This is a genomic window from Streptococcus sp. 27098_8_82 (assembly GCF_041431615.1).
Lineage (GTDB): Bacteria > Bacillota > Bacilli > Lactobacillales > Streptococcaceae > Streptococcus > Streptococcus sanguinis_K.
Window position 1 is genome coordinate 397,768 of sequence record NZ_JAPVYB010000002.1, and the last position, 13,619, is coordinate 411,386.

13 protein-coding genes and 1 pseudogene are annotated in these 13,619 nt (G+C 42.6%); 9 read left to right on the plus strand and 5 right to left on the minus strand.

Going from position 1 to position 13,619, the window contains the following annotated elements; translation table 11 throughout:
* Positions 1-156: 156 nt before the first annotated feature.
* The 3 genes and pseudogenes from O3627_RS05260 to O3627_RS05270 all read right to left on the minus strand — a co-directional run.
* Positions 157-1,098: a hypothetical protein gene (locus tag O3627_RS05260; protein WP_002910613.1), complete on the minus strand. Its 942-nt coding sequence runs from the start codon at positions 1,096-1,098 to the stop codon at positions 157-159.
* On the minus strand, positions 1,095-2,195 hold the full coding sequence (locus tag O3627_RS05265; protein WP_371621307.1) for an AI-2E family transporter: 1,101 nt from the start codon (positions 2,193-2,195) through the stop codon (positions 1,095-1,097). Before O3627_RS05265 ends, O3627_RS05260 begins: the two co-directional genes overlap by 4 nt.
* A gap of 964 nt (positions 2,196-3,159) precedes the next feature.
* A pseudogene (locus O3627_RS05270) lies at positions 3,160-3,293 on the minus strand (insulin activator factor); the annotation flags it as partial.
* Positions 3,294-3,425: 132 nt separating this feature from the next.
* Here O3627_RS05270 and pabB point away from each other — a divergent pair.
* From pabB to O3627_RS05315, 9 genes are all read left to right on the plus strand, one after another.
* Positions 3,426-5,156, plus strand: coding sequence for an aminodeoxychorismate synthase component I (gene pabB / locus O3627_RS05275; RefSeq protein WP_161543509.1), 1,731 nt, complete (start codon positions 3,426-3,428; stop codon positions 5,154-5,156).
* 1 nt (position 5,157) lies between these two features.
* Positions 5,158-5,772, plus strand: coding sequence for an alpha/beta fold hydrolase (locus O3627_RS05280; protein ID WP_161543510.1), 615 nt, complete (start codon positions 5,158-5,160; stop codon positions 5,770-5,772).
* Positions 5,773-5,905: 133 nt separating this feature from the next.
* On the plus strand, positions 5,906-6,814 hold the full coding sequence (locus O3627_RS05285; protein WP_125382044.1) for an ATP-binding cassette domain-containing protein: 909 nt from the start codon (positions 5,906-5,908) through the stop codon (positions 6,812-6,814).
* A gap of 16 nt (positions 6,815-6,830) precedes the next feature.
* Positions 6,831-7,589 carry an ABC transporter permease gene (locus O3627_RS05290; RefSeq protein WP_125382046.1) on the plus strand — a complete coding sequence of 253 codons (759 nt, stop codon included), beginning with the start codon at positions 6,831-6,833 and terminating at the stop codon, positions 7,587-7,589.
* A 37-nt stretch (positions 7,590-7,626) separates the two neighbouring features.
* Positions 7,627-8,319 carry an ABC transporter permease gene (locus O3627_RS05295; RefSeq protein ID WP_002911213.1) on the plus strand — a complete coding sequence of 231 codons (693 nt, stop codon included), beginning with the start codon at positions 7,627-7,629 and terminating at the stop codon, positions 8,317-8,319.
* 144 nt (positions 8,320-8,463) lie between these two features.
* The gene (locus O3627_RS05300; RefSeq protein WP_048772341.1) at positions 8,464-9,372 is read left to right on the plus strand and encodes an ABC transporter ATP-binding protein; all 909 of its coding nucleotides are present in this window, start codon (positions 8,464-8,466) and stop codon (positions 9,370-9,372) included.
* Positions 9,373-9,384: 12 nt separating this feature from the next.
* Positions 9,385-10,080, plus strand: coding sequence for a lantibiotic ABC transporter permease (locus O3627_RS05305; RefSeq protein WP_048772339.1), 696 nt, complete (start codon positions 9,385-9,387; stop codon positions 10,078-10,080).
* Between the two features lie 145 nt (positions 10,081-10,225).
* Positions 10,226-11,158, plus strand: coding sequence for an ABC transporter ATP-binding protein (locus tag O3627_RS05310; RefSeq protein ID WP_048772336.1), 933 nt, complete (start codon positions 10,226-10,228; stop codon positions 11,156-11,158).
* Positions 11,151-11,873 carry a lantibiotic ABC transporter permease gene (locus O3627_RS05315; RefSeq protein ID WP_004189941.1) on the plus strand — a complete coding sequence of 241 codons (723 nt, stop codon included), beginning with the start codon at positions 11,151-11,153 and terminating at the stop codon, positions 11,871-11,873. The genes O3627_RS05310 and O3627_RS05315 overlap by 8 nt, the downstream gene beginning before the upstream one ends.
* Before the next feature lie 114 nt (positions 11,874-11,987).
* Here O3627_RS05315 and O3627_RS05320 read toward each other — a convergent pair whose 3' ends face one another.
* Both O3627_RS05320 and O3627_RS05325 read right to left on the minus strand, forming a co-directional pair.
* Positions 11,988-12,605, minus strand: a complete 618-nt coding sequence (locus O3627_RS05320; protein ID WP_048772331.1) for a helix-turn-helix domain-containing protein — start codon at positions 12,603-12,605, stop codon at positions 11,988-11,990.
* A 109-nt stretch (positions 12,606-12,714) separates the two neighbouring features.
* Positions 12,715-13,548 carry a CPBP family intramembrane glutamic endopeptidase gene (locus O3627_RS05325; RefSeq protein WP_061594983.1) on the minus strand — a complete coding sequence of 278 codons (834 nt, stop codon included), beginning with the start codon at positions 13,546-13,548 and terminating at the stop codon, positions 12,715-12,717.
* Between the last annotated feature and the right edge of the window lie 71 nt (positions 13,549-13,619).

Consider the following 13,619-nt stretch of genomic DNA (forward strand, 5'->3'; position numbering starts at 1 on the left):
TCTAAAACTATAACCCGGTTCTCTATGCAACAATAAAAGCTTATTTTTCAACTTCCATTGACTGAAATTATTGTTTGCTATAGGTAGAAATTATGACCTTGGAAAAAGAAAAACCAGCGAGAATAAAATCTCGTTGGTTTTTGATTATTCGATTGTTTAATGTTTCTGTAGCGCTGGATGCTGCTCCAACCATGCTTTTGCTTCTTGACTATTATGAATCTGAGTATCAGATACAGATGAATCATCATTGTAGCCATAAACTGGCAAGACATCTTCTCCCTTGGTCGCAAACCAATAAAGAAGAGTATCAAACCACTCATCTGGTGTAACCTTATCCGTCCTAACATAAAGCGCCCAATCTTCTTTAATCAGTTTAGACTCTATATCTGGATAAAGGCTGTAAAGATTGATGTTCACATCTTGAACCCTCCCATCAAGTGTGAATTTTGCTATTTGATTCGAAGGATTCATATAGCCCTTAGGATCTATAACTTCCGAAAAATTTGTTGCTCTTGCCGTATTATAGATATCAGAATCCATGGTAAACTTTGTATCTTTTGATGGTTCTTCTATTTGTTCCGTCTCCAAATTTAAGTAAACATCTTTGAAAGTTGGTTGTTCTTCTGAAAGGTTCTCTATAGTCAATCTAAAATAATGCTCCCCACCAAGATAATAACATCCAATTAGTTCAAAAGGAACACTTTTCTTATCGTAACTTCGAACAGCTTGATAGAGATCAATCTTTCGTTCTGGCAAGCCTTCTTCCTCTAAATTATAAAGAATAAGGTTCCAATACTCTCCTTTTTGCTGAAGATGCTCCTTCGAAAATGTTTGTTCTTTCTCTGGAAGGATTGCCCATCTTTTTTCTGAATCTATGGCGTACTTTTTACCAACAATCAAAGAACTTGGCGCTAGAACATATTGTTTTTTATCTCCAAAGATTTGAATATCTGAACGTTTTACTTTTGAGTGCGAATTACTCTTATATGTTATCTTCTGAGATTCATTCTCCGTTGATTTTCTATAAATAGTGAAATAAAAACTAACAAGCAAGATAGTCAATAGAAGCGAGCTGAGAATAATTATTTTTTTCTTCATCTACTTGCGCTCCCTTCAGCTTTTTTCTCCTCCTTCTCCACAACAAACTCTCTAACTAAGCGGTAGATAACTGCAAAGATAGGCGTGAAGAAAATCATGCCGACCAAGCCAAAGAGGTTGCCCCCAATCAGGGCGGCGGCTAGGGTAAAGAGAGTTGGGAGACCGACGGACTGGCCAACCACGCGCGGATAGATAACATTGCCCTCAATCAGCTGCACTCCCTGAAAGACTGCGATAGAGAGAAGGGCTTTCCAAGGGCTATCGGTAAAGATAAAGATAGCTCCCAGAGCACAAGCTGAGAATGGCCCGATGTAGGGAATAAAGGATAGCACTCCAGCCAAAACTCCTGTCAAGGCCGCATAAGGCAGGCCTGTCAGAGAGTAGGCGATAAAGACTAAAACACCGACAATGACGGCCTCTATCATCTGCCCCATTAGGAACTTATCATAGGTCTCAACAATGACAGAACCGACATAGGATAGGCGTTTGACAGCTTTCTCAGGAAGCAGAACCTGCAAGAGACGGCTAGTGATTGTCTGCAAATGCTCCTTGCTGCTCAAGAAAGCAAACATGAGAAAGATAGACATAATGACAGAGAAGAAATTGCCAAAAATAGCAGAGATATTGCCCGTCAGACTCCCCAGAAGAGAGATGGCTCGGTTGACAATGTCGCTGTTTTGTAACTGCTTGGTCAAATCTTTCAACTGGCTAGAGGAAAGCAAGCCAGACTGCTGCAGCCACTTAGCTACCTGAGGCGCTACTTTGCCGATTGTCGCACTCAGCTGATTGACCGCTGTGGTCAGAGTCGGCACGACAATAGAAACAATCCCTGTCATAATTAGAACTAAAATCAGCACCTCTAAAACTAAGGCCAAACCGCGCTGCAACTTTTGTGGGACTCGGCATTTATCCAAGAAGTCTTCCAGTTTTTTCATTGGGACATTAAAGATAAAGGCTAGGACTCCACCCAATATAATGGGTGAAAAAACCGAAGTCAGACTCTGCAGGCCAGACCAGATGTTCCCGATATAGAGAACCAGAGCCAGAGCAAGCGCCGCAAAGACGATTAGTTTATAAGATTCATTTATTTTTTTCATAAGGTTTCCTTTTAAGGTTTTGTCATTTCCTTATTTTATCATAATTTCCGAGGGCTTTCGAGCAGGAGGAAATAGGTTAGTCAGCTTTGTCTTCACTCTTAAATTTTTGAAAATCTTGAAGATAGAAACTTCCTGAGATGAGAGCCAGAAGACACGAAAAAATAGACAGAAATGGGATAGACTCTACGAAGTCCTTAAGGGGGGAATAATGAGAGAAAAGAAAAGCTTAAAGGATTTTTTAGAGCTTTTTTAAAAATTTCTATCTCTAATATAAATTTTTATAGCATCATTAATCTAAATATTAAAAATCGTTATTTCCGTCTTTTTTTGTATTGTAAAAAAATGTTTGCAATGATATAATAAAAATGACTCTAATAGAGTCTACCAACAAAGTTGGAGCGAAAGTTGGCTCTTTATTAGAAGTAACTTTTCTTAAACCCGAGCGAAACTAATATCGTCCAGTGGGTCAAGCCGAATAAAAAGCTTTTAAGGCCTTAAGGAGTTATATGAAATTTATTTTTAAGAAAAAGAACACTGAATTTGCATTAAGCATCAGTCCAACTTCAATCCTCATTATCGCAGCGCTGTTGCACTTGATTTAACATAATCAAGCTATTGCTCAATCCCTAACCTATCCCCAAGGTTGGGATTTTTTATAATAAAAAATTCAAAGGGATGAGCTTCCCCAAGCTCATCCCTTTTATGCTAAACCCTGGATCTGTTTTAAAGCATTAACTGCATTTAAAACATCACTAACACATAGTTACTGTTCTCCTTTATTTATGCGACACAAATTATGCGACACAAACTATATTACACAAATTAATGTGATTTCTTTTTTGAAGCGAGCTATTGCAATTACTCTAAGGGTTATAACATTTATTTTAAGAAAAATTCCTTAATCCTCAACTCAAGTGTAACATATAATCTATAAAAAGTAAAGGAAATGTTCTTTTTTCTCCCATAAAACGCCCCAACCAGAGTTTTCAACCAGTTTTGGAACTAAAAGTGCCATCGCTTAGAAGAAGCGTAAAGGATGATGAGGCCTCCTAAAATTCCAGTAATTCCATTTACTAATAACAATTTATTTGATTTCATAGCAATCTCATTCTTTCTTTTTTAAACATAGTATACCTAGCTACTTTCTAATCTGTCAACCGTTATAAAAGAATGATTGTCTCATCCGATAAATACGTTTTCATTCAAATTATCTTATGATAAAATAACTTTATGCACAAGAAAACGATTATTGATTTTAAGCAGTTGGGCCAACGCCTGATTTTTACGAATCCCATCAAGGAGCTAAAGACTCGCCGTCTTGACCAAGTGGAGGAACTTTTGACAGAGATTGAGGGCTGGCAGGAGAAAGGATACTATGCTGTCGGCTATGTCAGCTATGAAGCAGCTCCAGCCTTCGAGGAAAAGTTTCAGGTTCATTCGGCTCCGCTCCAGAAAGAATACCTCCTTTACTTTACTATCCACGATAAGGCCGAGAAGGATGCCATTCCCTTGACCTATGAGGAAGTGGAAATGCCAGCAGCTTGGCAGGGGCTGACTTCTGAGCAAGAGTACCAGAAGGCTATCGAGACCATTCATCATCATATCCGCCAGGGCGATACCTATCAAGTCAACTACACGGTGCAACTGTGCGCGGAGCTCAATCCTGAGGATAGCTTGGCTATTTACAACAGGCTGGTCGTTGAGCAAAATGCGGCCTACAATGCCTATGTAGAGCATGACGAGACTGCCATCTTGTCCATCAGCCCTGAGCTCTTTTTCGAGGAGCACCGAGGCCAACTGACCACTCGACCTATGAAAGGGACCACAAATCGGGGACTGACCTTAGGGCAGGATAGGGAGCAGGCTGCATGGCTGGCCCAGGATGCTAAAAACCGAGCAGAAAATATGATGATTGTCGATCTGCTGCGCAATGATATGAACCGTATTTCTCAAACAGGCAGCGAGCGGGTTGAGCATCTCTGTAACGTCGAGCAATACTCTACAGTATGGCAGATGACCTCTACCATCAAAAGCCAGCTGCAGGAGGAAATCGGACTGGCAGAGCTTTTCAGAGCGCTCTTTCCTTGCGGATCCATCACAGGCGCACCTAAGATTTCGACCATGGCAATCATCAAGGCGACAGAAAAAGCTGCCCGCGGAGTCTACTGCGGCACAGTCGGCATCTGCCTACCAGACCAGAGACGGATTTTTAACGTCGCCATCCGCACCATTCAACTGGAGGGAAAAAAAGCCATCTACGGCGTTGGCGGCGGCATAACTTGGGACAGCACCTGGAAATCCGAATACATCGAAACCCAGCAAAAATCTGCTGTCCTCTATCGGAAAAATCCGCGATTCAACCTAATTTCGACTGGAAAAGTAACGGATGGAAAGCTGACCTTGCAAGACCAACACCTGCAAAGACTGACGGAAGCAGCTAGCTACTTCGCCTATCCTTTTGACCAAGACAAACTAGAGCAAGAGTTAGAAGAAACCTGCGCTCAGCTGAATAAAGAACAGGATTACAGGCTGCGTATAGCTCTAAAAAAAGACGGCAGTATTGAACTAGAAACGACTCCTCTACTTCCACTAACGGATACTTTCAGAAAGGCAAAACTGGTCGAGCAGACAGCCAATCTAGCCCAGCCCTTTACCTTTTTCAAAACCAGCCATCGGCCACATCTGACCTTGGAGCAGCAAGAACAGATTTATTACAATGCCCAAGGCAAGCTGCTGGAAACCTCTATCGGCAATCTGCTTCTGGAGCTAGACGGCAAGCTCTACACGCCTCCAGCTGAACTGGGCCTGCTCAAGGGCATCTACCGTCAGCAGTTATTAGATAAGGGCCAAGCTACTGAGAAAGTTTTAACGCTGGCTGACCTGGCTCAAGCAGAGAAAATCTACGCCTGCAACGCAGTCAGAGGACTGTACGAGCTGGAGATTGATAAAGGAGAGCTCTGACATGAAAGTTATCTTTCTGCACGGACTAGGGCAAGATGAACATTCTTGGAAGAAAGTTCAAGAAGCTCTAGCTGATGTCCCAACGGAGTCGCTGGCTCTTTTTCCAAGGGGCAATGAGAGCTACCAAGACATTCGACAAGCAACCCTCCAGCACCTTCAGGCCGAGAAACAGCCATTTATCTTAGTCGGTTTGTCACTCGGTGGCCTGCTGGCACTGGACCTGGCCGACCAAGCTCTTCCTCATCTAAAGGGGTTGATTTTATCTGGGACTCAATACAATTTAGCAGATAATTTTCTCTACAGACTGCAGATTTTCGTCTTTAAACTGATCCCCAAAAGCATCTTCACCAAGCAAGGAGCAGATAAAAGCCAAATGATACGGATTTTGACCGAGCTACGTAAGGTAAATCTCACTGATAAAATTAAGAAAATCAAGCTACCAATCCTGCTGGTTTGCGGCAGCAAAGACAAGCCCAATCTAAAAGCTGCCTATAAACTTAACAAGCTGCTGAAAGGTTCTCGGCTTCGCATTATAGAAAAGGGCGGCCATACTCTGAATAGCCAAGCGCCAGAAACATTTGCTCAAATAATAGAGAAATTCCTACATAAGTTCTGACCCTTTTACAAGACAAACCAAAAACTTTAGAAATATTTGAGAAATTCTTTATAAATATTTGAAGGTTTGGCGCTATACTAATTAATAAGAAGAGGAGTTTTCTCTCCTAACATCATGAAAAGGAGACTCAATCATGGAAAATGTTTTGGTTTTACAGCAAGTCAGCAAAAAATTCGGCCGGCAGTACGCTCTGACCGATGTGAGTCTGACGATAAAAAAAGGAGATATTTACGGTTTAATTGGCAAGAACGGGGCCGGAAAGACCACTCTGATCAAGGTCATCACCCAGCTCTTGGAAGCAAGCAATGGCAATGTCTCCCTCTTTGGCTCTCAGAACTATCAAGAATGGACGCAAAGTCTCAAGCGGGTCGGTTCTGTCATCGAAACTCCAGTCGCTCACAACCACCTGACAGCCTATGAAAATCTCAGCTACTACTGCAAGCTCCGCCATATTCCCCATGCAGATAAGGTCATCCGTGAAACCTTGGAATACGTGGACTTGACGGATACCGGCAAAAAGAAATTCCGCGATTTCTCACTCGGGATGAAACAGCGGCTGGGTCTGGCTATTGCGCTTCTTACTAGACCTGACCTGATGATACTGGACGAGCCTATCAATGGCCTGGATCCAGTCGGCATCAAGGAATTCCGCCAGCTGGTACAGCGGCTAAACGAAGAGTTGGGCATGACCTTTATCATCTCCAGCCATATCCTGTCTGAACTCTACTTAGTGGGGACCCGGTTCGGCATTATCGAGGAAGGACGGCTGATTCGCGAGATTTCCAAGGCGGAGTTTGAAGAACAGAGCGAAGACTATATCGTGCTTAAAACGTCGCAGTTGGAAGAAGCCAGCCGGCTGATTCACGACCAGCTCATGCATCGTATCAAGGTGGTCAATGCTTCTGACGAGATTCATATCTTCACCCATTCGCATGAGATTAGCAAGATAGTCAAGGAACTTGCGGTTGCAGATATACCAGTGCAGGAGATTTACTATGCACGACAAAACCTAGAAAACTTCTTTACAGACTTGGTCGAATGAAAAAGGGAGGCTTATCATGATGGATTTCATTAGAGCCGATTTTTACCGGCTCATGCGTTCAAAAGGCTTTTGGATTACTGAGTTTTTACTATTCTGTGTGATTTTCTCAGCAACCTTCTTCCAAGCAAATATTCATTTAGGAGTAAATATCTCCAGAAATGAGGCTGCTACTCAAGCTCTAGGAAAACTAACCGGAATTCAAGCTCTGGACTATTTTGCAGGCAATACAGACGGTCTGCTCTTTTTCACCATCATTGGTATCGGTATGGTCCTTGGAGTGGACCTGTCTCGGAAACTTTATAAAAACTGTCTGAGCTATGGCATCTCTAAGCTCAGCTATTATTGTTCTAAATTCTTTGTCTGCGTTAGCATCGCAGCCTTTCACTTCCTGATGATTTTATCTATCTCCTTTGTGACCGCTAGTCTGTCCAACGGAATTGGAAGTGCCCCCAGCTCTTTTTTGCCTCAGCTGGGAACTGCTCTCTTCATTCAATTTCTCAGCACGGTTGCATGGATTGCCATCATTTCTTTTGTACTCTATGCCAGCCACTCCATCGTATCTATCTTTCTGACCTATTTCCTTGGTGGTACCTTACTGACTATTCCCCTCATCTTTTACCCGGACAATGAATGGCTGATCTATCTGACTCTGCGTTTTAACACAAATATGGCAGCAGATGGCGGGGCTGTTATCAAGGCTATCCTGACAGTGGTAACGGTCACCCTGCTCTTTCTAGGTGGCGGGCTGATGGTTTTCAAAAAGAAAGATTTATAAAAAGCAGGAACAATCTTAATCATTCAGAGGAGATTTCATGTTACATACTATTCAGGCGGAGCTCTACCAGCTTGTCCGCTCCAAGCTTTTTTGGCTAATAGAAGGGCTGCTATTTTTCCTCATTTTCATCAGCTCTCTTGGTGAAAGAAACTTTAATTTTTATATCTCTACATCTTCTGATCCAGAAGAAATAGTCATCCAAGGTTGGACAGGATTTGAAGCTCTCGGGCAGCTTGCTAAAGACTTCCTGCCCTTTGTCATGATTACTGTCCTTGTGCTCATCATCTTTCTGCTAGGTCGTGACCTGACTAGAAAACTATACAAGAATATATTGGCTAGCGGGGTTTCTCGGAAAGAATTTTACTTATCCAAAATAGCTGTTCTTGTCATAATTATCATCTTTCAACTAGTGGCAGCCTTTGCTATAGCCTTTATCTTTGGGAGCCTCTTCCACGGACTTGGGACTATGCCAAAGAACTTTTTCTGGAGCTTTTCCTTGTCTTTCTTTCGCTCCTTTCTCTTTATTATGACCTGCAGTTCCGTAGTTACCTGTCTTCTCTACCTGACCCGCTCCACCCTAGCCAGCTATCTCGTCTTTTTCGCCCTGATTATGCTTCAGTCTAGCCTCGTTATCGTTTTCCCCCAGATAAATTCTGAACTATTCTTATTCCTTATCCTAGCTGGTTCTCTCTTAGGTGGTTACCAAGCCTTTCAGCACAGAGACTTATAAATTTAAGCAGTCAGCCCTTTGGCTGCTTTTTTATTGCTTTTGGATTGGTTCTGCATTTCTTTAGAAATATTTTAGAATTTCTTGAGAAATATTTGAAGTCTAGCTTGTATACTAAAATCAAACCTAAGAAAGCGAGAATATACCATGCAAACTGTTTTAGAAGTAAAGCAAGTTACCAAACAATATGGCCAGCAATACGCCCTCGATCATGTGAGTCTTTCAATCCAGAAAGGCGATATTTATGGACTGATTGGCAAGAACGGGGCTGGCAAAACCACTCTTCTCAAGACCATTAGCCGGCTCATTCATGCCAACAGCGGAACCGTTTCTGTCTTTGGTTCGCAGAACTCTAAGGAATGGAATGAAGCCCTGCGCAAGATAGGTACTGTCATCGAAACACCAGTTGCTTACAATCAGATGACTGCTTATCAAAATCTCAACTACTACTGCAAGGTCCACCAGATTGCCCAGCCCGACCAGCTCATCAAGGAAACCCTGGCCTATGTCGGATTGAGCAATACTGGTAAAAAGAAATTCCGCAACTTTTCGCTAGGAATGAAGCAGCGTCTAGGAATCGCTATTGCACTTATCAGTAAGCCTGAACTCATGATTTTAGACGAGCCCATCAACGGCCTAGATCCTCTTGGCATCAAGGAATTTCGACTGATGATTCAGCGACTCAATCAAGAATTGGGAATCACTTTTATCATTTCCAGCCACATCTTGTCCGAGCTTTATCTGGTAGCCACCAAGTTTGGAGTGATTGACCAAGGACGGCTTGTCGCAGAATTCACCAAGGATGACTTTGACCGAGCCAGCGAAGATTATATCGTCCTCAAGACTAGCGATAAAGAACAGGCTGCCAATCTCATCCAAGGCAAGCTCCACTATCAGCTCAAGGACGCTGATAAATCTGACGAACTGCACATTGTCGCCCAAGAGCAGGAACTAAATGACATCAACAGGGAGTTGGTCCTATCCAACATTCATGTCAATGGTATCTATGCAGCTCACAAAGATTTAGAAAAATACTTTACAGATTTAGTCCAGTAAGGAGAAAAAACCATGTTACATACTTTTCAAGCAGATTTTTACCGCTTCTTTCGTTCCAAGGCTGTTTGGATTACCGAATTCATCTTTCTACTGACGACCTTGAGCGCAGTCTTTGGCAAATTAAATGCCGTCCAGCTTATACAAGCGGTGTCTAACGCTATCGGTAATAATACTTTTATCATCATTATCCTGTCTATGGTCGTCATCGGGACAGATCTGAACAAGCAGCTTTACAAGAATACATTAACCAGCGGTGTTTCCCGTACCAGTTTCTTCGTCTCTAAAGCCCTAATCATGGTCTGCGTAACGTTCCTGCAGTTGACTCTCTATTATAGCATCAACTTTATCCTAGCAGCCATTCTAAACGGTATCGGTGATTTATCCGCCACCTTCCTGCTTCAGTTTATTCTTCTATTCTTTGTGCAGTGCCTGACTGTCATTGCTTGGACAGCCATTATTTCCTTTATTCTTTATCTGAGTAAATCTATGATTGCTGCTCTGGGAGGTTACCTTTTCTGCGCATCCTTAACCGGAGCTCTTGCTCAATTTTATCCCAAATCTTTATGGCTGCAGCATTTAACCATGAGCTTTGATTTTGAGACACTTCAAAGCAACGGTGTAACCTTAAGAATTGTTCTAATCGCCTTGTTTTTGGGGACCGTCTTCACAGCAGCAAGCCTCTATACTTTCCATAAAAAGGATTTATAGTAGAAAATGAGCTAGTTCTTGACTGGCTCATTTTAATCTCTTCAATTACATATTTCTTTAGAAATATTTTAGAATTTCTTGAGAAATATTTGATAATTAGTTTGTATAATAAAAGTATAAACAAAGTAATTAAAGGAGAAACATCATGCAAAATGTTTTAGAAGTGAAAGGACTCACTAAAAAATACGGTGATCAATATGCTCTGAAAGACGTCAGTCTTTCCATCAAGAAAGGAGAGATCTACGGTCTCATCGGAAAAAACGGTGCTGGTAAGACCACACTGATCAAAATCATCACTCAAGTCATCTATCCTAGCGGAGGGTCCGTGTCTGTCCTGGGCTCTCAGAACCAACAAGAATGGACCAAGGCCCTCAGCCATACTGGATCTGTTATCGAGACCCCTGTAGCTCATGCCCACATGTCGGCCTATGAAAATCTGCGCTACTACTGTACCGACCGGGGCATTCCAAATGCTGACAAAGTCATCAAAGAAACCCTGCAATATGTCGGCCTGACCGATACTGGAAAGAAAAAATTCCGCAATTTCTCTCTAGGGATGAAACAGCGGTTGGGCATTGCCATTGCCATTTTGGGGCGTCCCGACTTGCTCATTCTGGACGAGCCCATCAATGGTTTAGATCCAGTTGGGATTCAGGAATTTAGAGAAATGGTCAAGCGCCTCAATCAAGAATTAGGCATCACCATCATCATTTCCAGCCATATCCTGTCCGAGCTTTATCTAGTAGCAACTCGCTTTGGCTTTATCAATCAAGGGCATTTCATCAAGGAGCTGTCTAAGGAAGAATTTAACCGAGAAAGCGGCGACTATATCATCCTCAAAACGGATAATCTCAAGCAAGCTGCTCATTTAGTGCAAGACAAGCTAGGCTACCAGCTCAGACCGACCAACAAGGAAGATGAGCTGCATATTTCCGGTAAGGTACAAGAAATTCGCAAGATTGCCAAGGAATTAGTCCTAGCCGACATCCCAATCGGGGAAATCTACTACGCCCACAAAGACTTAGAAAAATACTTTACAGACTTAATCAACCAACAAGGAGGAAACACTCATGTTTAATAGTATCAAGGCGGATTACTACCGTCTCTTCCGCTCCGTAGGATTCTGGGGAGTGCAGGCTTTCTGCATCTTTGGAATTCTCCTCGCCATTTTCACTTCCAAAGTTGTCAGTTCCGACAACGGTATCTTTTTTGCCATAGATGTCGTCTCCTACAACAGCGGCATGCTCTTTATTGCCTGCAATGTCATGACTAGCTTGCTTCTCGGTGTTGATCTCAATGACAAACTTTATCACAATAACCTGACTACAGGCAAGACTCGGACCCAGTATTACTTCTCTAAAGCACTGGTTATCGGTAGCTTACTGCCTATGCAGTTCATACTGCTCTACATTTTAGGTATTGTCATCGAATTTGTCCGAACCGGCGGTAATATGGGAACCCTGCCAGCTAATTTCTGGGGACAATTCGCAATACTCTTTGTCATGCAGGTCATCTGTACCTATGCTTGGTACTGCATTACCAGCTTTGTCCTCTACTTGACTCGAAACTATAGTGTCGTCTTTATCACCTATATCATGACCTACATCTTACTCGGCCTCCCTAGTCAAATGGTTGATGCCAATAATGAATGGTTCAAGGCTATCAAGATGGAGTTCGTCTACGGAGACGCTTCAATACCAGGTGTCATCACCAAAACAGCTATCTTTGCTCTCAGTCTGATCACAGTCTTTAGCTTAGCAGGACTGGCTACACTGAAAAAGAGAGATTTGTAAAATAAAAACTCAGCTAATTTAGTGATTAGCTGAGTTTTTATTTTTGAGCGGATTTTGATTGGATTATGAGCGGATTTCACTCCTTCTGGTCTAGCCCTCTTTATCGGCTTTCTTTCACTGCTTCCAATCTTGCTTTTTCAAGAACAAACTGATGCAGACTCCTAGGATAAGGTAGAAAGTGACAAAGGTAAGACTGGCTGCCAGACTGGTCGGATATGGAAAGATCTTGCCCAGAGGAAAAAGAATATTAGATAGAAATCCGAGGGGAACAAAGAGCAAGAATAAAATCAAGGCTAGCTTAACCTGAAAAGAAGGTCTTACCTCGGATAGATTGCGGCCCGTTCCCCACACCAGCAGCCCTACTCCCTGAACGATCAGCACCGGCGTTAGCAAGATACTGATCTTGAGAAAATCAGCTAGGATAATGGAGAGGATGATGCCCAGACCGATAAAGCCAAGAGAGAGCTGATAGCAAATATTGCTGGCTATTCTCCTGTGCTTGATTGACTGCTCTTCCTCTTTCTGTACTACAGGCTCAACTCCCTTGAGCAGATAGTCTGTGGTCACCTCAAAATAGTCACTCATGGAAATGATCTTATCCAAATCAGGCATACTCTGCTCGCTCTCCCACTTGGAAACGGCCTGTCTAGACACACCGAGTTGGTCGGCTAGCCCCTCCTGAGAAATGCCCCGCACTTTTCGCAGGTACTGGATTCTGTCTGATAGATTCATGGATTGTTTTACCTATTCTTTCTTATTTTTTATACTTTCTTTTATTAAAACTTATTATAGCACAAGGCGGCGAGACTGCAAAGTCTGATTGTCACCTCTTCATAAAATGCTAGACTTCTTCTTTAGATGGAAGTGCTTTTTCCTCCCTATCCGTCCGATACCAGAGATAGATACTATAAAGTGTCAGGATAATCACACCTCCAAAGTAAAGGAAGGGATTGACTTGAGAGAAATCCAATTGATTGTTAGCTTGAGCTATCCCAACAAAAGTCGGGATGAGGGTGTTGGAGAGCGCATGAAAGATGTTACAAGCAAGGCCAGACTGGGTCTTCTTATACAGAGCTGCAAGCCAAAAAGATAGAAGGATACTGAAAATGATAAAAACTGGGAAAAGATCCTGACTTCGATCATAAAAGCGATCGTAAAACCAAAGGGGAATATGCCAGATGGCCCAAATGATACCGGTCATCAAAGTAGAGACAAAGAAAGAAAACTTTTTCTCTAAGGCCGGCTGTAGGAAGCCGCGCCAGCCGAATTCTTCAATCCCGCCCGATAGGACAATACAATAGATAAAAAACCAAGGAAAGCTTACTAAAGCGCCGTCTACCAGCTTGCCGCCAGAAGCTAAGGCATAGAGGGCAGTCAGACCGCCACCATAGATTAGCAAGTAGAGCCAGGTCTCTTTCTTGCCTGAAAAGAGATAGGAGCAAATAGCCTTAAAACCTTTCTTTTTCAGTACAATCAGGCTGGCCAGCATAGGCCCAAACATAGCAATGCCATTTAGAATAGCTTCAAGAGCTAGATAGGCTGTAGGTGGACTGTCTGGCCAAAGGTTTTTGAGGATAATGTCCAATAGCCAGAATCCCCATGTCCAGCCGAAGTTCCAAGCCAGGAACGGCAAAATTAGTTTTGGTTGTGGTTTGATAGATGTTTCTGTATTCATGAGAATACCTCCTTATAATATAATTAAACTCAAGTTTTTGATCCAAATCTTCAAAGACAGCGACTCGTTCA